Genomic DNA, 21,953 nt, shown 5'->3' on the forward strand with positions numbered 1-21,953 from the left:
ATGTCCGGTCGCCAAGAAACTTCCGTTCCGGAACTGCGCGTTTACGCCCCTGAGCACGCCCGGCTGGCGGCAACGCTGCTGCTGTCGGTTGTCCTGATGTTCGGTCCCTGGCTCTTGCCTCTGCCGGATTGGATGGGGCGCGGCTTCCTTATGGTTGGTTTGACACTGGCAGCTGTCGCCGTTCTGATGCTGATCCAGACCCGGATGCGGCTGAATGCCCGGGCGATGGCCGCCGACCTGCTGACTGGTTTTATCGAGAAAGACGCAACGCCCAGCTTTGTGGCCGATGAAGACGGTACAATCCACGCCTGTAACGGTGCGGCCGTGAAACGCTTCCAGGACGGCAGCCGGGAGACGCTGGCAGGCACATTGCGGTCGATCCTGGCCAACCCGTCTGCGGTTCTCTACCGGATGCAAAGCCGCGCCCGCCTGGATGGCGCCGCGCGCGAGGACATCGTGACGCGCCGCGGCCATGTCCGGCTGGCGGTTCACCAGATGAATGGCGGCAGTTTCTTGTGGCGTGTTGAGGATATCCTGGACCGCGGCGGCAACGGCCGCGGCGCGGAGACCATGCCGGTTCCGATGATCACCGTCGGCCGGACGGGCGCCGTCCTGTTCATGAACGAAGCTGCCCGCAGCCTGATCGGCGAACGGGTGAAGTCCACCGACCGGCTGTTCCCTGCGCTCCCGGTTATGCCGGGGCAGATCAACACGCTCAGCACCAGGAAAGGGCCGGTTCAGGTTCTGGTCAGTGAAAAGAACCGCACCCAGGGCCGCAGCGAGCTGTTCCTGATGGAGATGGATGAAGGCAGCTTTGACTCCGCGCAGGCCGGGCTGGAAGCGCTGCCTGTCCCCTTCCTCAAAGTGGCGCCGACCGGGGAGATCCTGACCAGCAACCGCATGGCTCTGCGCCTTCTGGGGGTGAAAAGCTGCGCCAATCTGAAGCTTGGTCAGCTGATGGAGGGGCTTGGCCGCCCGATGTCGGACTGGCTGCGCGACACCGCGGACGGGCTGGCGCCGAACAAGTCCGAATTCCTGAGGCTGTCGCGCGCCGACAAAGAGGTTTTTGTGCAGGTGACGCTGACCCGGGTGGTCGAAGAGGGCGCGCCGGTTCTGATTGCCGTTCTGAATGATGCGACAGAGTTGAAGACCCTGGAAGCGCAATTCGTGCAAAGCCAGAAGATGCAGGCGATCGGCCAGCTGGCGGGCGGTGTGGCGCATGATTTTAACAATCTGCTCACAGCGATTTCCGGCCATTGCGATTTGCTGCTGTTGCGCCACGATCAGGGGGATCAGGACTATGGTGATCTTATTCAGATCCATGAGAACGCCAACCGCGCGGCCTCGCTGGTCAGCCAGCTGCTGGCGTTCTCGCGCAAGCAGACTCTGCAGCCGGAAACCCTGGATGTGCGGGAAACGCTGTCTGACCTGACACATCTTCTGAACCGCCTGGTTGGTGAAAAAGTGACGCTGACACTCAGCCACGATCCGGTAATGAAGGCGATCCGCGCCGATAAGCGCCAGCTGGAACAGGTGCTGATGAACCTGGTTGTGAACGCACGGGATGCAATGCCGCAAGGCGGTGAAATCCGTGTTGAAACCGAAGTGGTGTCACTGGACAAACCGCTGGAACGCGACCGGGCCACGGTGCCTGCCGGCGATTGGGTGACGGTCAAGGTCTCTGACGAAGGTATCGGGATTGCCCCGGATAAGCTGCAGAAAGTATTCGAACCCTTTTATACAACCAAGCGGACCGGCGAGGGGACCGGCCTGGGGCTGTCGACGGCCTATGGCATCATCAAACAAACCGGCGGCTATATTTTCGTCGACTCGGTCAAGGGTCACGGAACCCAATTCACCCTGTTCTTCCCGGTCTTCAAACAGCAGGCAGAACAGGTCGCGGCAGAACAGCCTGCCGGGACCGCGGAAAAGCCGGTCGCCACGCAGCACGGCGAAGGCGTGGTTCTGCTGGTCGAGGACGAGGCTCCAGTGCGGGCTTTTGCCTCCCGGGCGTTAAGAATGCGCGGCTATACGGTGCTGGAAGCTGAATCGGCTGAGGACGCGCTGCGCACGCTGGAAGACCCGGGCCTGACAGTAGATGTCTTTGTGACCGACGTGGTGATGCCAGGCATGGATGGCCCCAGCTGGGTGCGCGAAGCGCTCAAGGAGCGCCCGGACACCCGCGTTGTGTTCGTGTCGGGCTATGCTGAGGGCGCCTTTGGCGAGGCGGAGCCGGATGTGCCGAATTCGGTATTCCTGCCGAAGCCGTTTTCACTGAACCAGCTGACAGAAACGGTCCACGCGCAACTGCACTGACAGGCCCTGGCGGCGGCCGGGCTCACCTGACCGGTATCGACTCGTACAGAGCGAACTCTTCCGGGCGCTTGCGCCGCAGGTGGGTCTCTGCCTTCGGGCTGAATGCGGCCTCCGCACGGGGGCTGACATTCCTGCGCTCCAGCTGGATCTCAGTGTTCAGGCGCTGTTCCAGAAAGCTGATGAGCGCGGATTGATCCTCATAGCGGAACAAATGGCTGACTTTACAGCCATTCGGCTGTCCTTTCAGGAATTTGGCCTGGCTGCCAACGTTTGCAAACGCTGGCGGCTTGCCCTTGCAATAGGCGTGAATGAATTCGTCAAACCCGATGCCCTTGGTCGAGTTCGGCTTGCCATCCAGGGCGGAACGCTGGCGGTATCTGTGCCAGCTTCCCAGCCAGCTGACCGGCTCCCGCATCACTGCGGCAAGCTCCAGCTCGGCGCTGCAAACCTTGTCGAACATGGGCCGGATCCAGCGGTTGTAGCGGTAGACTGGCGAATGCTTGAGCTCCGGAGGTCCTGAGATCACAAGGTCGGCCCGGTCCCTGAGCGCGGCGTTCAAGGCTGTGGTGCCGGTTTTGGGAACGGAGAGAAGTGCCAGCCGTTCCTTGAAAAATATCATCATTCCGTTAACTGCCCGGTAAAAATGCTTGCTTGTTCTTAACCATAAACCACTCATTAACATCCAGCTCCCGAAGTGGGTACACCAGAAACTTGTTGCAATGTTCTCTTTTTGATCTCATAAGGAACAAGAGGTGAACAAAGCAGTGATTGCCGCGCGCCCCGGTGTGTGACACATAGAAAAGGACAAGGGACTATGGCGGATCTTTTGACCATGAAAAATAAAGTAAGCGGTGACAAGCAAAAGGCGCTCGACAGCGCGCTTGCCCAGATTGAGCGGCAGTTCGGCAAGGGTTCGATCATGAAGCTCGGCGATGGTACTGCTCTGCAGGAGATTGAGGCGAGCTCGACCGGCTCTCTGGGGCTCGACATCGCGCTGGGGATCGGCGGCCTGCCGATGGGGCGGATCATTGAAATCTATGGCCCGGAAAGCTCCGGTAAAACGACTCTGACCCTGCATTGCATTGCGGAACAGCAGAAAAAGGGCGGCGTCTGCGCGTTTGTCGACGCAGAACACGCGCTGGACCCGCAGTATGCGGCCAAGCTGGGCGTCGATCTGGATGAGCTGCTGATTTCGCAGCCCGACACTGGCGAACAGGCGTTGGAAATCACCGACACGCTGGTGCGGTCCGGCGCGGTCAACATGGTGATCGTTGACTCGGTGGCAGCACTGACCCCGAAATCGGAGCTTGAAGGCGACATGGGCGACAGCAACGTCGGCGTGCAGGCCCGCCTGATGAGCCAGGCAATGCGCAAGCTGACCGGCTCCATCAGCCGCTCCAAATGCATGGTGATCTTCATCAACCAGATCCGAATGAAGATCGGCGTAATGTTCGGCTCGCCTGAAACCACAACTGGCGGCAACGCACTGAAATTCTACTCCTCCGTCCGTCTGGACATCCGCCGCATCGGCGCGATCAAGGACCGGGATGAGGTGGTCGGCAACTCGACCCGCGTGAAGGTTGTGAAAAACAAGGTGGCGCCGCCCTTCAAGCAGGTTGAATTCGACATCATGTATGGCGAAGGCATCTCAAAAATGGGCGAACTGCTGGACCTTGGCGTGGCGGCGGGGGTCGTGAACAAGTCGGGCGCCTGGTTCTCCTACGGGGATGAGCGGATCGGTCAGGGGCGTGAAAATGCCAAGGTGTTCCTGCGCGAGAACCCATCGGTTGCCTATGATATCGAAGACAAGATCCGCGCCGCGCACGGGCTTGAGTTCGAACGTCCGGATACGGGCGATGCGGATGACATCCTGGAAGCTTAAGCGCCAGATAATCTGATCAAATTTTGAAATTGAAAGGGCGTGGCGAAGGCTGCGCCCTTTTTCGCAGGTGATGCCGCTTCCCGCTGTGGACAGCGCCCGGGTGCGGGGGTAAACCTGCCCGGAACGCTTGTTTTAAGCCCGCAAGAGATCCCGCATATGCCGACGCTCAACGATATCCGCTCTACCTTTCTGAATTACTTTGCCAAACAGGGGCATGAAGTCGTTGACTCCAGCCCGCTGGTGCCGCGCAACGACCCGACCTTGATGTTCACCAACTCGGGCATGGTTCAGTTCAAGAACTGCTTTACCGGGGTGGAAACCCGCGACTACAAGCGCGCCACCACCTCGCAGAAATGCGTCCGCGCCGGCGGCAAGCACAACGACCTTGACAACGTCGGCTATACCGCACGCCACCACACTTTCTTTGAGATGCTCGGCAATTTCTCCTTTGGCGACTACTTCAAGCACGAGGCGATCCCTTTTGCCTGGGAGCTGATTACCAAGGAATTCGATATTCCGAAGGACCGGCTGTATACGACCGTCTATCACACTGACGACGAGGCCTTTGAAATCTGGAAGAAACTGGGCGTGCCGGAGGAGCGGATCATCCGTATCGCCACCTCTGATAATTTCTGGCAGATGGGCGACACCGGCCCTTGCGGCCCCTGCACCGAGATCTTCTATGACCACGGCGACCACATCTGGGGCGGCCCTCCGGGCTCGCCGGAGGAAGATGGCGACCGGTTCATCGAGATCTGGAACCTCGTCTTCATGCAGAACGAGAAGTTCGCGGACGGCTCGATGGTAGATCTGGAGATGCAGTCCATCGACACCGGCATGGGGCTGGAGCGGATTGCAGCACTGCTGCAGGGCACCCACGACAACTATGAGACCGACCTGTTCAAATCGCTGATCGAAGCCTCGGCCAACGTTACCAACACCGATCCGTTCGGCGACCAGAACGTGCATCACCGGGTGATCGCCGATCACCTGCGCTCCTGCTCCTTCCTGATCGCTGAGGGCGTTCTGCCGTCGAACGAAGGCCGCGGTTATGTGCTGCGCCGGATCATGCGCCGCGCGATGCGTCATGCCTCGCTGCTGGGTGCCACCGATCCGGTGATGCACAAGCTGGTGCCGTCGCTGGTCCAAAAGATGGGCGCGGCCTATCCGGAGCTTGGCCAAGGCCAGGCCCTGATCGAGGAGACCTTCGAGCAGGAAGAAACCCGCTTCCTCAAGACCCTGGATCGCGGCCTGAAACTGCTGGACGAAGCTTCCTCGGATCTGGGCAAGGGCGATGTGCTGCCGGGTGAAACCGCGTTCAAGCTCTATGATACCTACGGCTTCCCGCTCGACCTGACCCAGGACGCCCTGCGCGCCAAGGAGATCGAGGTCGACACCGATGGGTTCGACGCTGCGATGAAAGAGCAGAAAGAGAAGTCCCGTGCGGGTGGCATTGGTCTGGGTGAAGCAGCGGATGTGAAAGTCTACTTCGACATCGTCGACGCAGCCGGCACCACTGACTTCCTGGGCTATGAAACCGAGAAGGCCGAGGGCCAGATCGTGGCCATCGTCAAGGACGGTGCGCAGCTGCAGTCTGCGGCCAAGGGCGACACGGTGCAGGTCATCCTGAACCAGACGCCGTTCTACGGCGAAAGCGGCGGCCAGGTGGGCGACACCGGTGTGCTGACCGTTGAAGGCGGCGCGGCCAGCATCACCGATACCAAGAAGGTGGAGGGCCTGTTCCTGCACATCGCCGAAGTGACCGAGGGCGAGATTGCCGTCGGCAAAGGCGCGGCGATGGAAGTGGATCACGCACGCCGCAGCAAGATCCGCGCCAACCACTCCGCCACCCACCTGCTGCACGAAGCACTGCGCAACGCGCTGGGGGAGCATGTAGCGCAGAAGGGCTCGCTCAATGCTGAAGACCGCCTGCGGTTCGACTTCAGCCACAACAAGGCGATGAGCACGGATGAACTGGCCAAGGTCGGCTCGGAAGTGAATGATTTCATCCGTCAGAACACGCCGGTCTCCACCCGGATCATGACTCCTGATGACGCGCGCGAGCTCGGTGCCCAGGCGCTGTTCGGCGAGAAATACGGCGAAGAGGTCCGTGTTGTCTCCATGGGCCGCGCAGCCACTGGCAAGGGCCACGATGGTGACACCTACTCGATCGAGCTGTGCGGTGGCACCCATGTGAAGCAGACTGGCGACATCGGCACCTTTGTTATCCTGGGCGACAGTGCATCCTCTGCCGGTGTGCGCCGGATCGAGGCGCTGACCGGAGCGGCGGCGGTTGAGCATCTGGAACGCGAAGCAGGCCGGATGGCGGAGGTCGCAGGCGCGCTGAAGGCGCAGCCTGCAGAAGTGCTGGACCGCCTTAAGGCGATGATGGACGAGCGCAAAGCGCTGCAAAACGAGATTTCCAATCTCAAGCAGCAGATCGCTATGGGCGGTGGCTCTGGTGGCGGTGCCGAAGCCAAGGACGTCAATGGCAAGCAATTCCTGGCCCAGGCGCTGCAGGGGGTTTCGGGCAAGGACCTGCGCGGTCTGATTGATAAACACAAGCAGAACCTTGGCTCCGGTGTGATCCTGCTGATCGCAGAGGACGACGGCAAGGTGGCTGTGGCTGCTGGTGTCACCGACGATCTGACGGGCGACATTTCTGCCGTTGACGTGCTGAAGGCCGCAGTTCCCGCCGTTGGCGGCAAGGGCGGTGGCGGCCGTCCGGATATGGCCCAGGGCGGCGGCAAGGATTTCTCCGGCGCCGAGGAAGCCATCAAGGCGGCAGAGGCGCTGCTGGCTGGCTGACCATTTGGTCAAAAAACACTTGGTCTTTCCGGCAAAAACCGTAGGCTGCCGGAAAGACCATAATACGGGGAGGCTCTGATGCCCGCACTTTGGATTGCTCATGTGACCGTTACCGACGCCGATGCCTATGGCAAATATGCCGAATTGGCCGGCCCGGCCATCGCCAAGCATGGCGGGACCTTCATTGCCCGCGGCGGCCGGTTTGTTCAGCTGGAAGGCAAAGAGCGCCCGCGCAATGTAGTCGCCAAGTTCCCCAGTGTTGATGCCGCCGTCGATTGCTACCACAGCCCGGAATACCAGGAAGCGCTGAGCCACGCGCGCGGTGCCTCTGAACGTGAACTGATGGTGGTGGAAACCTCCGAATAATGGTCACCGCCTTTGCGGAAATGCTGAAACGTCACGCGGCCACGGGCCGGGTGGCGTGGATTGGTTTGCGCCCCGGCCGGCGCGAGGATGTGCTGACGCCTGAAGCGGTTGATGTTTCGCTTGCCGGTCTCGACGGAGATCACGGCAAGGAAGGTAAACGCGCAGTCACCTTGATCCAGGCAGAACATCTGCCGGTGATTGCCTCTCTTGCCCGTCTGGAGGCAGTGCAGCCGGAACAATTGCGCCGGAATTTCGTGATTTCTGGGATCAACCTGGCTGCTTTGCGCAAAGCCAAGCTGCAAATCGGCGGCGTGGTTTTGCAGGTTTCCGGCCCTTGTCCGCCCTGTTCGCGGATGGAGGAGGTGCTGGGCCATGGAGGATACAACGCGATGCGCGGCCATGGCGGCTGGTACGCTGAAGTGCTGCAGCCGGGCAGGGTGGCCCTGGGCGGCAGCGTCACCCATTTGACGGATCCAGAATGAAAAACGGCGGCAGAAATCTCTGCCGCCGTTTTCTGTTCGTCAGGCGCTGGCCTTGGACATCCGCTTGCGTTCATGCGGGTCCAGGTAGCGTTTGCGCAGGCGCACGTTGTTCGGCGTAACCTCGACCAATTCGTCGTCGTTGATATAGGCAATCGCCTCTTCCAGCGACAGGGTCATCGGGGTGGTCAGGCGCACTGCCTCGTCCGAGCCGGAGGCGCGCACGTTGGTCAGCTTCTTGCCTTTCAGCGGGTTCACTTCAAGGTCGTTGTCGCGGGAGTGCTCACCGATGATCATGCCGGTGTAGATGTCGGCCTGGGCACCGATCATCATTTTGCCGCGGTCTTCCAGGTTCCACAGCGCGTAAGCCACCGACTGGCCGTTCTCCATCGAGATCAGAACGCCCGCACGGCGGCCCGGGATCGCGCCCTTGTGCGGTGCCCAGCCGTGGAAGACGCGGTTCAGAACGCCGGTGCCGCGGGTGTCGGTCAGGAACTCGCCGTGGTAGCCGATCAGACCGCGCGAGGGGACGTGAGCAATGATGCGGGTCTTGCCTGCACCTGCGGGCTTCATCTCAACCAGCTCACCCTTACGGGCGCCGGTCAGTTTTTCGATCACCGCGCCGGAGTATTCGTCATCGACGTCAATGGTGGCTTCTTCGATCGGCTCCATCTTCTGGCCGTTCTCTTCGCGCATGATCACCTGCGGGCGGGAGATCGACAGCTCGAAGCCTTCGCGGCGCATGTTTTCGATCAGAACGCCCATCTGCAGTTCGCCGCGGCCGGAAACCTCGAACGCTTCACCGCCAGGGGTGTCGGCGATCTTGATGGCGACGTTGGATTCGGCTTCCTTCATCAGGCGGTCGCGGATCACGCGGGACTGCACCTTTTTGCCGTCGCGCCCGGCCAGCGGGCTGTCGTTGATTCCGAAGGTGACGGTGATGGTCGGCGGGTCGATCGGCTGTGCGTCCAGCGGCTCATCCACGGCCAGGGCGCAGATGGTGTCGGCCACGGTGGCCTTGGACATGCCGGCGATGGAAACGATGTCGCCTGCCTGGGCCTCTTCGATGTCCTGCTGGGCCAGGCCGCGGAACGCCTGGATCCGGGTGACGCGGAACTGTTCGATCTTCTGGCCGATGCGGGAGATCGCCTGCACGGTGGCGCCGACCTTGAGCGTGCCGGTTTCAACCCGGCCGGTCAGCAGGCGGCCAACAAACGGGTCGCTGCCCAGGGTCGTGGCCAGCATGCGGAAATCGTCGTCCTGCTTCTTGACCTGCTTGGGCTCGGGCACGTGGTTCACGATCAGGTTGAACAGCGCGCTCAGGTCCTTGCGGGGGCCGTCCAGCTCATTGTCGGCCCAGCCGTTGCGGCCCGAGGCATACATATGCGGGAAGTCCAGCTGGTCCTCGGTGGCGTCCAGCGAGGCAAAGAGGTCAAAACACTCGTCCAGCGCCCGGTCGGGTTCGGCGTCCGGCTTGTCGACCTTGTTCAGCACCACGATCGGGCGCAAGCCCAGGGCCAGCGCCTTGGAGGTCACGAATTTGGTCTGCGGCATCGGGCCTTCAGCCGCGTCCACCAGCAGCACCACGCCGTCGACCATCGACAGGATCCGCTCCACCTCGCCGCCGAAATCGGCGTGGCCGGGGGTGTCGACGATGTTGATACGGGTGCCGTTCCACTCGACCGAGGTCGGCTTGGCAAAAATGGTGATGCCGCGCTCGCGCTCCAGATCGTTGCTGTCCATGGCGCGTTCCGCCACAGCCTGGTTTTCGCGGAAGGCGCCAGATTGTTTCAGCAGCTCGTCGACCAGGGTGGTTTTGCCGTGGTCAACGTGAGCAATGATCGCAATGTTGCGCAAGTCCATGACGTTCGCCTTTGTAAGGAAGTTGGGCCGCGCATAGCCCGAACCCCGCACAAAGGCCAGAGGAAAACCGCCGCAAAGCCCCGCAAATGCGGATCAGTGGCCGGAAGACTTGGAAAACAGGTGGATGATGACGATGCCGGACATGATCAGCACCATGCCAATGACGGCGGGGAAATCCAGCTTCTGGCCGAAGACAATGAAGGCAATGACCGCGATCAGCAGAATGCCAAGGCCGGACCAGATGGCGTAGACTATACCAACCGGCATGAACTTGAGGGTCAGGCCCATCATGTAGAAAGAGAAAGCATAGGCAACCAGCACGATCAGCGACGGGCCAAGCTTGCTGAACTGCTGGCTGGCCTGCAGTGCCGTGGTGCCGATGGTCTCTGCTGCCACCGCAATGATCAGGTAGACGTAGTGAACCGGCATCTCAGCCTCCCTCAAGCACTTGCCGCGGGCAAACCCGCAGCTCTAACTCCCGCCTATCCGATCTATGAAGGCCGGGGAAGTCCCGAAGCGGCATCGTCAGGGCGGAATCCGCATGCCGCCTGATGTGAACACGTCAATGTGCGCAGGCACACTGGACTGTGAATTGGAGAATAATTAGGAGAACATCCTAATAATGGTGGTCAGATTGAAATAATGGTCTGATTCCCGGAAACGGAATGGGGATTTCCACATGTGCCGCTGGGCTGCCTACACGGGTGCCGACGTCTTCTTGGAGGACATCATATCAACACCTGCGCATTCGCTGATTGCGCAAAGCCAAAAGGCGGTGGAATGCAAGACAGCCACCAATGGCGATGGCTTCGGGATTGCCTGGTACGGGCAGCGGACTGAGCCGGGGCTGTACCGTGATGTCTACCCGGCCTGGTCGGATTGCAACCTGCGGGCGCTGGTGCATCAGGTGCAATCCGGGTTGTTTCTGGCTCATGTGCGGGCCTCAACCGGGTCCGCCACCAGCCGCAACAACTGCCACCCGTTCACGGCCGGGAAGTGGAGCTTCATGCACAACGGCCAGGTCGGGGGGTTCGAGAGGTTCCGCCGCCACGCGGACATGTGCATCCCGGATGAGCTGTATGAGCACCGCAGGGGCGCAACCGACAGCGAGGTTCTGTTCCTGCTGGCCCTGCGGGAGGGGCTGGATGCGGACCCTAAAGGGGCGCTGGAACAGGCTGTGGCCCGGATGGAAGGCTTGTCGCGGGCGCGGGGCACAACGCCGCACATGCGGCTGTCGGTGGCGATGTCGGATGGGCAGACATTGTATGCCGCGCGTTATTCTTCCGACAGCATCGCGCCGTCGGTCTACTATCGCTGGAGCCAAAGCATGCAAGGCTGGGCGGTGGTGTCGGAGCCGCTGGAAGACACTGGAGAGGCCTGGAACGAACTGAAGCCGGGCGAGTTTTTGACGCTGAAACCGAAAGGCGCGGAAACTCAGCCGTTTCAACCGTTTCTGGGGTGAAAGGCAGCCCCGCGGCGGGGCCGCTAAAATGTCTACAAGCGGCCTGCTTCGCGGAACCAGGGCTCAATCTGCGCTCGAACATAGGTCCAGACGTCAGGCGCGCCTCGGGCGACCTTGCCGCCGACGCGGGAGTCGAGCTGCGGCAGGCTCACGTCATAATCGACCCAGCTGCCACCGCCGTTCAGCAGGTTCAACAGCACTGGCTGCACCCGGTCGATGGATTTGGCAAAGACTGCATCCGGGCTTTCGGCTGCCTCGAACTCTTCCCAGACCGCGCGCATAGGCTGTCCTTGTTCTGCGGGAAGCAATCCGAACAGCCGGTCCGCAGCAGCCAGTTCCTTGGCCGCCAGGGCAGCAAGCGCTGCGGGGGCAATCACACCGTGGATCGGGGCGTCACCTGCGTCGATCTCAACCAAGTCGTGCAACAGCAGCATCTGCAGCACCCGGTCTGTGTTCACTGGCACAGCGCTGTGCTCTGACAACACCCAAGCGTAAAGCATGATGTGCCAGCTGTGCTCGGCCGAGTTTTCGTGCCGCGAACCGTCCCCAAGCTTGGAGGCGCGGTTGATCAGCTTCAGCTTGTCGGCCTCATTCAGGAAGGGCAGGCGGGCGGTCAGCCGGCTGCAGTCATACTCTGTATCCTCACCCAGCAGCGACAGCGCTTGGTGGAATGCCTCCGGCAAGTGCTGTTCCAGAGCCGCTGCCCGTCCGCCAAACAGGTTCTGCCGGACCACATCGACATGCCAGTCGAGCGGGTTGACGCCGTAGAGCGTTTGAAAAATCGGCTGACAGTGGTCCACCCGCTTGGCAAACTGCGCGTCCGGGCTCTCGGATGCCTCAAATTCCCGCCATAGGGACAGAAACTCTGCGCTCTGATCCGCTGGCAGTAGACCGAACAGCCGCTGGGCCGCCGCCTGCTCGGCCTTGGCCACCGCGTTCCAGTCGACCTCATCGGTAATCGGGTGGTCGCCTGCGTCGATTTCAACGAGGTCGTGCAGCAGCAGCATCCGGATAACGCGGAACACATCCACGTCCGGCGCTGCAAAAGGGGCCAGAACCAGCGCATACAGCGCCAGATGCCAGCTGTGTTCAGCTGAGTTTTCGCAGCGGCTGCAATCGAGGATCAGGTTTTGCCGCTCAACACCGCGCAGCTTGTCAGCTTCCAGCAGAAAGGCAAACTGGGCTTGCAGTCGGGCGCTCACGCCTCACCTTTGGCGCCAAGCTGGGCCTGCAGCCCGGCAACTTTTTTGTTGAGAAAGTCGCGCGCCTTGCGTTCTGCCAGGCGCACGCGCATTTCCGTCAGGAAGGCTTCCTCGAGCGATTGGGAGGCGGCGCCAAGAACCTGGCCCACCTCCACATACAGACGCTCCTCGCCGGAAGCGTCCTGCACCTTGAGTGTATCGACCGCCAGTTTCTGGGCCAGCGCCTCGATAGTATTGCTCATCAGCGGGTGTTCTCCGTCAGGCGGCGCTTCACGTAATCGGAAACTGTGCCGATCATTGTGTCCATATGCGGCTCCTGGAAGAAGTGATCCGCACCTTCCACCTCAGTGTGGGTGATGGTGATGCCCTTCTGCTCATGCAGCTTGCCCACCAGGCTGGCGGTGTCCGCGGGCGGTGCCACGCGGTCGGCGGTGCCGTTGATGATCAGGCCCGAGGACGGGCAGGGCGCCAGGAAGGAGAAGTCATACATATTGGCGGGCGGCGCAACAGAGATGAAACCGGTGATTTCCGGGCGGCGCATCAAGAGCTGCATGCCGATCCAGGCGCCAAAGGAGAATCCCGCAACCCAGCAATGCTTGGAGTTGGAGTTCATCGACTGCAGGTAATCCAGCGCCGAAGCGGCATCGGACAATTCACCCACGCCCTGGTCGTATTCGCCCTGGCTGCGGCCGACGCCGCGGAAATTGAACCGCAGGACGGTAAAGCCCATGTTGTAGAACGCATAGTGGAGGTTGTAGACCACCTTGTTGTTCATGGTGCCGCCGAACTGCGGATGCGGGTGCAGGACGATGGCGATCGGGGCGTCTTTTTCTTTTTGCGGGTGATAGCGGCCTTCGAGGCGGCCTTCGGGTCCAGGAAAGATGACCTCGGGCATGGGCGGTTAAAATCCTACTCTCGTTTTCGGGGCTGCCCCCAGAATACTTGACGGGTTCCGTCAGGCATCTTAGAACAGTTCTAATCAAGGGCGCTGGCCAAGCCACACACCGTCAGGCTGAGATACGCACAGTCGCGGGGAAGGTCAATGTTTTCGCACTCGCGCCCTGGTTTCGAGGGGTAAATTATGAAGCTTTCCACCAAAGGGCGCTATGCGATGGTTGCGCTGGCGGATATTGCGCTGCAGCCAGAGGGCGATCTGGTGCCGCTGGGAGACATTTCCAAGCGGCAGGATATCTCGCTGCCGTATCTTGAGCAGTTGTTTGTCAAGCTGCGCCGCGCCGGGCTGGTCGAGTCGGTGCGCGGGCCTGGCGGCGGTTACCGGCTAGCGATAGTGCCTTCTGAAATCAGGGTGGTGGATGTGCTGTCTGCCGTAGATGAAACTGTGGATGCGATGCACAAGGGCGCAGGGGCTTCCGGGGCGCTGTCCGGCAGCCGGGCGCAATCGCTGACCAACCGACTTTGGGAGAGCCTGAGCGCGCATGTCTATGTGTTCTTGCATCAGACCCGCCTGTCGGATGTGATCAAGAACGATCTGGCGCCATGCCCGGCAGTGCCGAGCCTGTTTGCGGTCGTGGACGACTGAGAGTGTACCCGGAATTCTCTGAATATCCCGCTATCTGCGGATTGGATGGAATCGATCTGTCCGTACAAAGCCCAGAAGCTTTCGAAGCTTTTGGTGCGCTGGCACCCAAGCTCGGGTCCGTGGCTTCTGTGGACCGGCACCTTGTCCAGGGAAGCGATCGAGCGAAGCGGGGCGCCTGGATTGAGCGGCTGGCCTTTGCAGGCATGACTGCCAGCGAAGTTTACGTTTTCCTTTTTCGGGCAACTGCCTCAGCCAGGGAATCCTGGGCGCGGTCGCGTCATTTTTGGGGTAAATTTTGCAACTTCTTGACTGGACCGGCGAAGCCTCACATCGAGGTGCCCGGTCACCTGCTTATTCGGATGTTTGAAGACACCGCCGGACAGGCGCCGTATTTCCTGCAATCTGGCTTCAAGTATTGGCTTCGTCTTGATTACGCCGAAGCCTTTGCAGATTTGTACAAAACGCATTATGACGCGGCAGCTGCCCGCGAAAAGATGACTCTATGAAACGCGTTTACCTCGATCACAACGCCACTGCGCTGCTGCGTCCTGAAGCCCGGGATGCGATGATTGCGGCGATGGACGTCTGCGGCAACCCGTCGTCGGTACATGCCGAGGGGCGGGCTGCCAAGTCTCTGGTTGAGAAGGCGCGGGCGCAGGTTGCAGCGGCTTTTGGCGCGGATGGTGCGGACATCGTGTTTACCTCCGGTTCTACTGAAGGCGCGGCGCTGGCGTTATCGGGACGCAGCTTGCACGGGGCTCCGGTGGAGCATGATGCGGTGCGGGCCTGGACGGTTGAGGACTTGGCCGTGACCAGTGACGGCGTAGTAGGCATACCCGAACCGGGGCGTTCTGCTGTGCAGCTGGCCAACTCAGAAACGGGCATTGTGCAGAAACTGCCGGAGGGGCTGGCGGTAACAGATGCCACCCAGGCCTTTGGCAAACTGCCGGTGGCCTTCAACTGGCTGGGCGCCGAAATCGCGCTGATTTCGGCCCACAAATTGGGCGGCCCCAAGGGTATCGGCGCTGTGGTTATGAAACGCGGAACCGATCTGCCGGCCCAGATCAAGGGCGGCGGCCAGGAAATGGGGCGCCGCTCCGGAACCGAAAATGTTATTGGAATCGTGGGCTTCGGCGCCGCAGCTGAAGCTGCGGCCAAGGATCTGGCAAATGGTGTCTGGGATAGGGTTGCGGAACTTAGAAATATTCTAGAAAAGGCGCTTGTGTCTGGCGCAAGCCATACTATTTTTGTCGGGAAGGATCAGAAGCGGCTGCCGAACACTTTGTGTTTTGCGACACCGGGCTGGAAGGGCGAAACCCAGGTCATGCAGATGGACCTTGCGGGGTTTGCCATCAGTGCGGGCAGCGCCTGTTCCAGCGGCAAGGTGCGTGCCAGCGCGGTGCTGACCGCCATGGGATATGACGAGGCTACAGCCCAAGGCGCAGTGCGTGTGTCGCTGGGGCCTGAGACGACAGAAGAAGATGTGCTGCGCTTTGCCGAGGCGTGGCTGCAAAAAGAAAAGAAACATCGCGCCCGCGCGGCGTGAATGAGGAGATGACAATGGCCGCTTTGGACCAGACCCAAGTCAAAGAAGGTGTTGACCAGGAAACCGTGGACGCCGTCCGCGAGGTTGGCGGTGCTTATAAATACGGCTGGGAAACCGATATCGAGATGGAATACGCGCCCAAGGGCGTGAACCCCGATATTGTCCGGCTGATCTCGGAAAAGAACGAAGAGCCTGAGTGGATGACCGAATGGCGCCTGCAGGCCTTTGAACGCTGGGAGCAGATGGACGAGCCGAACTGGGCGATGGTCAGCTACCCGGAAATCGACTTCCAGGACCAGTATTACTATGCCCGTCCCAAGTCGATGGAAGTGAAGCCGAAGTCGCTGGATGAGGTCGACCCCAAGCTGCTGGCCACCTACGAAAAGCTCGGTATCCCGCTGAAAGAACAGATGATTTTGGCTGGCGTCGAAGGCGCGGGTGAAACCCCGGAAGAAGGCCGCAAGGTTGCCGTGGACGCGGTGTTCGACTCCGTTTCCGTCGGAACCACGTTCCAGAAGGAGCTGAAAGAGGCGGGCGTCATCTTCTGCTCGATCTCGGAAGCGATCCGCGAGCATCCCGAGCTGGTGAAGAAATACCTCGGCTCCGTCGTTCCGGTCTCCGACAACTTCTATGCGACGCTGAACTCCGCCGTGTTCTCTGACGGCTCATTTGTCTACGTGCCGCCGGGCGTGCGCTGCCCGATGGAGCTGTCGACCTATTTCCGCATCAACGCGGAAAACACCGGCCAGTTCGAACGCACCCTGATCATCGCGGACAAAGGCTCCTACGTCTCTTACCTCGAAGGCTGCACCGCACCGCAGCGTGACACTGCGCAGCTGCATGCCGCCGTGGTGGAGATCATCATCGAGGAAGACGCCGAGGTGAAGTACTCGACGGTCCAGAACTGGTATCCGGGCGACGAGAATGGCAAGGGCGGCATCTACAACTTCGTGACCAAGCGCGCCGACTGCCGCGGCGACCGCGCCAAGGTGATGTGGACCCAGGTGGAAACCGGCTCTGCCGTGACCTGGAAATATCCCTCCTGCATCCTGCGCGGCGAGGAAAGCCAGGGCGAGTTCTACTCGATCGCCATTGCAAACAACATGCAACAGGCCGACACCGGCACCAAGATGGTGCACCTGGGCAAAAACACCAAGTCGCGCATCGTGTCCAAGGGCATCTCGGCCGGCAAGGCGCAGAACACCTACCGCGGTTTGGTGTCGATGCACCCGAAGGCCAAGAATTCGCGCAACTACACCCAGTGCGACAGCTTGCTGATCGGCGACAAATGCGGGGCGCACACGGTTCCCTACATCGAGGTCAAGAACAACTCCTCCCGCGTGGAGCATGAGGCGACCACTTCCAAGGTGGACGACGACCAGCTGTTCTACTGCCGCCAGCGCGGCATGGACGAGGAAGAGGCGGTGGCCCTGGTGGTCAACGGCTTCTGCAAGGACGTTCTGCAGGCGCTGCCGATGGAGTTCGCCATGGAAGCCCAGCAGCTGGTTGCGATCTCGCTGGAAGGGTCTGTGGGGTAATCATGACGACCGATCAGTTGGCGGAAATCCTCAAAGATCGCTACCAAAATGCCGAACAGCGTGAAATGGTTACGGCCATCCACTTGTTCGGAATTGAATTTGCAGCCGAACTTGAAGGGCATTCCGCCAATGATGTTGCGGAACTTGGAACGGGAAAGCGATCCTACGGAACTGAAGTTCGCAAAGGAATGCGTCTGTCGAAGTTTGTGCAGGTTAAATCAGGGGCAAGAGCATGATCGTCACAACCACAAACTCTGTCGAAGGCTACCAGATTGCCGAATACAAGGGAATCGTGGTGGGTGAGGCGATCATGGGCGCCAATGTGGTGCGCGATGTCTTTGCCTCCATCACCGACATCGTCGGCGGCCGCTCCGGAGCCTATGAAAGCAAGTTGCAGGACGCGCGCGAAACCGCGCTGGCAGAGCTGGAAGACCGCGCCCGGGCCAAGGGTGCAAACGCCGTTGTGGGCGTTGATCTGGATTACGAAGTGGTCGGGCAGTCCATGCTGATGGTCTCGGCCAGCGGCACCGCGGTGGTGCTGGGATAGGAATGAAACGGCCCCGAAGGGCCATGGGAATATCGCGGGCCGCAGGCCTGCAAGACATGTGAGACGAGGAAAAAATGCTCGAAATCAAAAACCTGCAAGTCAAACTTGAAGATGAAGACAAGCAGATCCTGAAAGGTCTGGACCTGAAGGTCGAGGCTGGCAAGGTGCATGCCATCATGGGGCCGAACGGCTCGGGCAAGTCGACCCTGTCTTATGTGCTGTCGGGCCGTGACGGTTATGAAGTGACCGAAGGCTCCGCCACCCTGGAAGGCGAAGACATTCTGGAGCTGGAGCCGGAAGAGCGCGCCGCGGCGGGCATGTTCCTTGCATTCCAGTACCCGGTTGAAATCCCCGGTGTCGGCAACATGACCTTCCTGCGCACTGCAGTGAATGCACAGCGCAAGGCCCGCGGCGAAGAGGAGCTGTCCGCGTCTGACTTCCTGAAGGAAGTGCGCGCCAAGGCCAAGACGCTGAAGATCGACGCCGACATGCTGAAACGTCCGGTCAACGTCGGCTTTTCCGGCGGTGAGAAGAAGCGTAACGAGATCCTGCAGATGGCGATGCTGGAGCCGAAGCTGTGCATCCTGGACGAAACCGACTCCGGCCTCGATGTGGACGCGATGAAGCTGGTGGCCGATGGCGTAAACGCCCTGCGCGACGAAGGCCGCGGCTTCCTGGTGATCACCCACTACCAGCGCCTGCTGGACCACATCAAACCGGACGTGGTGCACATCCTGGCAAACGGCCGCATCGTCAAGACCGGCGGCCCCGAGCTGGCGCTGGAAGTTGAGAACAACGGTTACGCCGGCATCCTGGCAGAGGAGGCGTAAATGGCTCTGCCCGAAGCGAAACTGACCGCAACCGAGGCGCGGTTGTCCGGCCTTGCGCTGCCCGAGGGCGGCTGCCTAAAGGCGGCCCGTCAGGCCGCGCTGTCGCGGGTCCAGACAATGGGCCTGCCGTCGCGCCGCGACGAATACTGGAAATACACGCGCCCCGACACACTGGTGCAGGCTGAGGCCCCCAAGGCCGCGGTTTTTGCAGCGGATGAGGCGCCTATGTTCAACGCGTTTGAGCGTTTGAACATCGTGTTCGTCGATGGCGTGTTTGATGCCGAGGCGTCGGACGATCTGACTCTGGAAGGTGTGACCATCGACCGGATTGAGGATATCTGCTGCAAGGATATTCATTGGGCCAAGGACTTGTACGGCGTTCTTGAAGCGCGCGGCCAGACCCCGGTGGAACGTCCGCTGGCAGCGCTGAACACCGCCTTTGCTAGTGATGGCGTGGCGATCCGGGTGACTGGCAAGGTCGCCAAGCCGATCAACTTCACCTATGTGCATTCGGATGAAAACTCCGACGCGATCCTGCACCACGTGATCCGTGTCGAAACCGGCGCCGAGGCCACCATTCTGGAAAACGGCCCGGCTGCGTCCCGTTTTAACAAATGCATGGAAATCGACGTTGCAGACGGCGGCAAGCTGCATTTGGTGCGCGCCCAGGGCCGCGACCACGAGCGCCGCGCCGCCACCCATCTGTTTGCCCGCCTGGGCACCGAGTCGGTGTTCAAGTCCTTCACCTTGACCGTGAACGGCGTGCTGACCCGCAACGAGGCGGTGATTGAACTGACCGGCGACGACGCTGTGGCCCATATCGCAGGCGCCTGCGTGGGGGATGGCGACTTCCACCACGACGACACCGTGTTCATCACCCATGACGCGGTGAACTGCGAAAGCCGCCAGGTGTTCAAGAAGGTGCTGCGCAACGGGGCCACTGGTGTGTTTCAGGGCAAAATCCTGGTGAAGGAAGGCGCGCAAAAGACTGACGGATATCAGATTTCCCAGTCGCTGCTGCTGGATGAGGACAGCCAGTTCCTGGCCAAGCCTGAGCTGGAAATCTACGCCGACGACGTGGCTTGCTCGCATGGCTCCACTTCCGGCGCGATCGACGAGGAAGGCCTGTTCTACCTGCGCTCCCGCGGTGTCCCGCACGCAGAGGCAACCGACCTGATGACGCTGGCCTTCCTGGCCGAAGCGGTGGATGAGATCGAGGACGCGGAGATCGCCGCTGATATCGTCTCCCGCCTCGAAGGCTGGCTGGCCCGGCGCCGCTGATGTCCGTTACCACGGATATCCCGGCAACCTACAAGGGGCCGCGCAAGGTGTTTGCGCGGCTTCTGAGCATGGGTGCCCGCGAAGACAGGCTGCTGGTGTTTCTGCTCAGCGGTTGTGTGCTGACCTTTGTCGCGCAGATGCCAAAATTGGCGCGCGAGGCGCATCTGACCGGCCAGGAGCTGAACATGCTGCTGGGCGGATCGCTGCTGGCGCTGGTCTTCATCGCGCCGCTTTTGCTGTATGTGCTGGCCCTGGTGTCGCATTGGATCGCCCGGGCCGTTGGCGGACAGGGCGATGCCTACCGGGCGCGGCTGGCCCTGTTCTGGGCGTTCCTGGCCGCCAGCCCGCTGATGCTGCTGAATGGCCTGGTCGCTGGTTTCATTGGCCCCGGCGCGGCATTGAACCTGGTGGGGGCACTTTGGTGCGCCGTTTTCTTTTGGTTCTGGCTGTCCGGCATGATCCAAGGATATTGGGCAAAACCATGAACGCATTGGCTGCCTTTGCCCTTCTTACGGTGAAATCGCCGCGCGATGCCGCGATGCAGATTCTGGCGCGCGACTGGCCGCGCGAAGCGCTGTGGACTGCCTTCCTGCTGTCTGTGGTGCTGAACACTTGCGTCTACACTTTGCAGCAGGTGCTGTTTCCTCTGCCGCCAGAGGTGCTGCTGCCGCGGTTCTCGCCCGGCGCCTATTTTGCAGTGGTGCTGGTATTGCAGATCGGGTTCATCGCCATGCTGGCCACAACGGGCCGCTGGCTGGGCGGCCAAGGCAGCCTGGCATCGCTGCTTGCGCTTGTCACCTGGCTGCAATTGCTGCAAGCCGGGTTGAACGGCGCCATTGTGGGGATGTTCCTTATCCTGCCGTCCCTGGCTGGCCTGCTCAACATTGCAGCGAACATCCTGGTGTTCTTTATCCTCTTGCACTTTGTCAACGCGGCGCACAGGTTCGGTTCCGTATGGCGGTCGCTTGGCGTGGTCTTAATGGCCAGTATGATCCTGGTGTTCGCCCTTCTCTTTATCGTGGGTCTGATCGGCCCAGCCAATCTGGGACTTCCCGAAAATGTATGACCTGGACAAAATCCGCGCTGACTTTCCGATCCTGTCGCGGGAGGTGAACGGCAAGCCGCTGACCTATCTCGACAGCGGCGCCTCGGCCCAGAAACCGCAGGTGGTGATTGATGCGGTGACCAAGGCGTATGCTGAGGAATATTCCAACGTTCACCGCGGCTTGCACTTTCTTTCCAATCTCGCAACGGAGAAGTATGAGGCGGTGCGCGGCATTATTGCGCGCTTCTTGAATGCCGGGGATGAAAACACCATCGTGCTGAACTCCGGCACCACCGAGGGCATCAATCTGGTTGCCTATGGCTGGGCGATGCCACGATTTGAAGCAGGCGACGAGATTGTCCTGTCGGTGATGGAGCACCACGCCAACATCGTGCCCTGGCACTTCCTGCGCGAACGCCAGGGCGTGGTACTGAAATGGGTCGATGTGGCCGATGACGGCAGCCTGGATCCGCAGAAGGTGATCGACGCGATTGGGCCCAAGACCAAGCTGGTGGCCGTCACCCAGTGCTCCAACGTGCTGGGCACCGTGGTGGACGTCAAGGCAATCACCCAAGGCGCCCATGCCAAGGGCGTGCCGGTGATGGTCGACGGCTCGCAGGGTGCCGTGCATATGCCGGTCGACGTTCAGGACATCGGCTGCGACTTCTACGCGATCACCGGCCACAAGCTCTATGGCCCCTCTGGCTCTGGCGCGATCTACATCAAGCCCGAGCGGATGGCCGAGATGCGCCCCTTCATCGGTGGCGGCGACATGATTAAGGAGGTCTCCAAGGAGGGGATCATCTACAACGATCCGCCGATGAAATTCGAGGCCGGCACGCCGGGCATCGTGCAGACCATCGGTCTGGGTGTCGCGCTGGAATACATGATGGATCTTGGCATGGACAACATCGCCAAGCACGAAGGCGGCCTGCGCGACTATGCACTGGAGCGGCTGACCGGCCTGAACTGGATCAATGTTCAGGGGCAAGCGCCTGGCAAAGCAGCGATTTTCAGCTTTACCATGGAAGGTGCCGCACATGCGCATGACATCTCGACGATCCTTGACAAAAAAGGCGTGGCGGTGCGGGCTGGGCATCACTGTGCCGGGCCGCTGATGGACCATTTGGGGGTCTCCGCCACCTGCCGCGCGTCCTTTGGCCTCTACAACACCAAGGATGAAGTCGACACGCTGATTGATGCGCTGGAACTGGCGCACGAATTGTTCGCCTGATCCTGGACAGCAGC

The 21,953-nt window shown here is 60.9% G+C and carries 23 protein-coding genes; 17 read left to right on the plus strand and 6 right to left on the minus strand.

The window, feature by feature from the left end:
• The gene (locus ACXAHG_RS00620; RefSeq protein ID WP_475055394.1) at positions 1 to 2,316 is read left to right on the plus strand and encodes an ATP-binding response regulator; all 2,316 of its coding nucleotides are present in this window, start codon (positions 1 to 3) and stop codon (positions 2,314 to 2,316) included.
• A gap of 22 nt (positions 2,317 to 2,338) precedes the next feature.
• Here ACXAHG_RS00620 and ACXAHG_RS00625 read toward each other — a convergent pair whose 3' ends face one another.
• Positions 2,339 to 2,938 carry a gamma-glutamyl kinase gene (locus tag ACXAHG_RS00625; protein ID WP_475055395.1) on the minus strand — a complete coding sequence of 200 codons (600 nt, stop codon included), beginning with the start codon at positions 2,936 to 2,938 and terminating at the stop codon, positions 2,339 to 2,341.
• A gap of 192 nt (positions 2,939 to 3,130) precedes the next feature.
• Between ACXAHG_RS00625 and recA the strand changes: the two genes are divergently transcribed.
• The 4 genes from recA (at position 3,131) to ACXAHG_RS00645 (ending at position 7,854) form a co-directional block, all read left to right on the plus strand.
• The gene (recA, locus tag ACXAHG_RS00630) at positions 3,131 to 4,198 is read left to right on the plus strand and encodes a recombinase RecA (RefSeq protein ID WP_475055396.1); all 1,068 of its coding nucleotides are present in this window, start codon (positions 3,131 to 3,133) and stop codon (positions 4,196 to 4,198) included.
• Positions 4,199 to 4,354: 156 nt separating this feature from the next.
• Positions 4,355 to 7,006, plus strand: a complete 2,652-nt coding sequence (gene alaS / locus ACXAHG_RS00635) for an alanine--tRNA ligase (protein ID WP_475043340.1) — start codon at positions 4,355 to 4,357, stop codon at positions 7,004 to 7,006.
• 78 nt (positions 7,007 to 7,084) lie between these two features.
• On the plus strand, positions 7,085 to 7,372 hold the full coding sequence (locus ACXAHG_RS00640; RefSeq protein WP_475031449.1) for a DUF1330 domain-containing protein: 288 nt from the start codon (positions 7,085 to 7,087) through the stop codon (positions 7,370 to 7,372).
• Positions 7,372 to 7,854 (plus strand): MOSC domain-containing protein, encoded by a 483-nt coding sequence (locus tag ACXAHG_RS00645; RefSeq protein WP_475055398.1) that lies wholly within the window; start codon positions 7,372 to 7,374, stop codon positions 7,852 to 7,854. The genes ACXAHG_RS00640 and ACXAHG_RS00645 overlap by 1 nt, the downstream gene beginning before the upstream one ends.
• A 39-nt stretch (positions 7,855 to 7,893) precedes the next feature.
• Here the strand turns inward: ACXAHG_RS00645 and typA are convergent, their stop codons facing one another.
• Complete coding sequence (typA, locus tag ACXAHG_RS00650) at positions 7,894 to 9,714, minus strand: translational GTPase TypA (RefSeq protein ID WP_475043335.1); 1,821 nt, start codon at positions 9,712 to 9,714, stop codon at positions 7,894 to 7,896.
• Positions 9,715 to 9,807: 93 nt separating this feature from the next.
• Positions 9,808 to 10,143 carry a DMT family transporter gene (locus ACXAHG_RS00655; protein WP_475043333.1) on the minus strand — a complete coding sequence of 112 codons (336 nt, stop codon included), beginning with the start codon at positions 10,141 to 10,143 and terminating at the stop codon, positions 9,808 to 9,810.
• Between the two features lie 250 nt (positions 10,144 to 10,393).
• Here ACXAHG_RS00655 and ACXAHG_RS00660 point away from each other — a divergent pair, with 250 nt between their 5' ends.
• Positions 10,394 to 11,176: a class II glutamine amidotransferase gene (locus ACXAHG_RS00660; RefSeq protein ID WP_475043332.1), complete on the plus strand. Its 783-nt coding sequence runs from the start codon at positions 10,394 to 10,396 to the stop codon at positions 11,174 to 11,176.
• A 32-nt stretch (positions 11,177 to 11,208) separates the two neighbouring features.
• Here ACXAHG_RS00660 and ACXAHG_RS00665 read toward each other — a convergent pair whose 3' ends face one another.
• The 3 genes from ACXAHG_RS00665 to ACXAHG_RS00675 are packed head-to-tail and all read right to left on the minus strand — an operon-like array spanning position 11,209 to position 13,273.
• Positions 11,209 to 12,378, minus strand: a complete 1,170-nt coding sequence (locus ACXAHG_RS00665; RefSeq protein ID WP_475055400.1) for an HD domain-containing protein — start codon at positions 12,376 to 12,378, stop codon at positions 11,209 to 11,211.
• Positions 12,375 to 12,620 carry a hypothetical protein gene (locus ACXAHG_RS00670; RefSeq protein WP_475043329.1) on the minus strand — a complete coding sequence of 82 codons (246 nt, stop codon included), beginning with the start codon at positions 12,618 to 12,620 and terminating at the stop codon, positions 12,375 to 12,377. Before ACXAHG_RS00670 ends, ACXAHG_RS00665 begins: the two co-directional genes overlap by 4 nt.
• Positions 12,620 to 13,273, minus strand: a complete 654-nt coding sequence (locus ACXAHG_RS00675) for an alpha/beta hydrolase (protein ID WP_019296279.1) — start codon at positions 13,271 to 13,273, stop codon at positions 12,620 to 12,622. Before ACXAHG_RS00675 ends, ACXAHG_RS00670 begins: the two co-directional genes overlap by 1 nt.
• Before the next feature lie 186 nt (positions 13,274 to 13,459).
• On the opposite strand from ACXAHG_RS00675, the gene iscR reads away from it, so the two are divergent.
• The 11 genes from iscR (at position 13,460) to ACXAHG_RS00730 (ending at position 21,939) form a co-directional block, all read left to right on the plus strand.
• Positions 13,460 to 13,918 (plus strand): Fe-S cluster assembly transcriptional regulator IscR, encoded by a 459-nt coding sequence (iscR, locus tag ACXAHG_RS00680; protein ID WP_475055402.1) that lies wholly within the window; start codon positions 13,460 to 13,462, stop codon positions 13,916 to 13,918.
• A 41-nt stretch (positions 13,919 to 13,959) separates the two neighbouring features.
• A complete protein-coding gene (locus ACXAHG_RS00685) occupies positions 13,960 to 14,424 on the plus strand; it encodes a hypothetical protein (protein WP_475055404.1) in 465 nt (154 codons plus the stop codon).
• The gene (locus ACXAHG_RS00690) at positions 14,421 to 15,464 is read left to right on the plus strand and encodes a cysteine desulfurase family protein (RefSeq protein WP_475055406.1); all 1,044 of its coding nucleotides are present in this window, start codon (positions 14,421 to 14,423) and stop codon (positions 15,462 to 15,464) included. The genes ACXAHG_RS00685 and ACXAHG_RS00690 overlap by 4 nt, the downstream gene beginning before the upstream one ends.
• A gap of 14 nt (positions 15,465 to 15,478) precedes the next feature.
• Entirely contained in the window at positions 15,479 to 17,002 is a 1,524-nt protein-coding gene (gene sufB, locus ACXAHG_RS00695) for a Fe-S cluster assembly protein SufB (protein ID WP_475055408.1), read from the plus strand.
• Positions 17,003 to 17,004: 2 nt separating this feature from the next.
• Complete coding sequence (locus tag ACXAHG_RS00700) at positions 17,005 to 17,238, plus strand: HTH-like domain-containing protein (RefSeq protein ID WP_475043322.1); 234 nt, start codon at positions 17,005 to 17,007, stop codon at positions 17,236 to 17,238.
• Entirely contained in the window at positions 17,235 to 17,549 is a 315-nt protein-coding gene (locus tag ACXAHG_RS00705) for a YbjQ family protein (RefSeq protein WP_039123659.1), read from the plus strand. Before ACXAHG_RS00700 ends, ACXAHG_RS00705 begins: the two co-directional genes overlap by 4 nt.
• Before the next feature lie 74 nt (positions 17,550 to 17,623).
• The gene (gene sufC, locus ACXAHG_RS00710; RefSeq protein ID WP_475055410.1) at positions 17,624 to 18,379 is read left to right on the plus strand and encodes a Fe-S cluster assembly ATPase SufC; all 756 of its coding nucleotides are present in this window, start codon (positions 17,624 to 17,626) and stop codon (positions 18,377 to 18,379) included.
• Positions 18,380 to 19,660, plus strand: a complete 1,281-nt coding sequence (locus ACXAHG_RS00715) for a SufB/SufD family protein (RefSeq protein WP_475043318.1) — start codon at positions 18,380 to 18,382, stop codon at positions 19,658 to 19,660.
• On the plus strand, positions 19,660 to 20,145 hold the full coding sequence (locus ACXAHG_RS00720) for a YIP1 family protein (protein ID WP_475043316.1): 486 nt from the start codon (positions 19,660 to 19,662) through the stop codon (positions 20,143 to 20,145). The genes ACXAHG_RS00715 and ACXAHG_RS00720 overlap by 1 nt, the downstream gene beginning before the upstream one ends.
• On the plus strand, positions 20,142 to 20,726 hold the full coding sequence (locus ACXAHG_RS00725) for a YIP1 family protein (RefSeq protein ID WP_475043314.1): 585 nt from the start codon (positions 20,142 to 20,144) through the stop codon (positions 20,724 to 20,726). Before ACXAHG_RS00720 ends, ACXAHG_RS00725 begins: the two co-directional genes overlap by 4 nt.
• A complete protein-coding gene (locus ACXAHG_RS00730) occupies positions 20,719 to 21,939 on the plus strand; it encodes a cysteine desulfurase (RefSeq protein ID WP_475055412.1) in 1,221 nt (406 codons plus the stop codon). The genes ACXAHG_RS00725 and ACXAHG_RS00730 overlap by 8 nt, the downstream gene beginning before the upstream one ends.
• Positions 21,940 to 21,953 lie beyond the last annotated feature (14 nt).

It is taken from the genome of Leisingera sp. ABD4_442 (assembly GCF_056160905.1).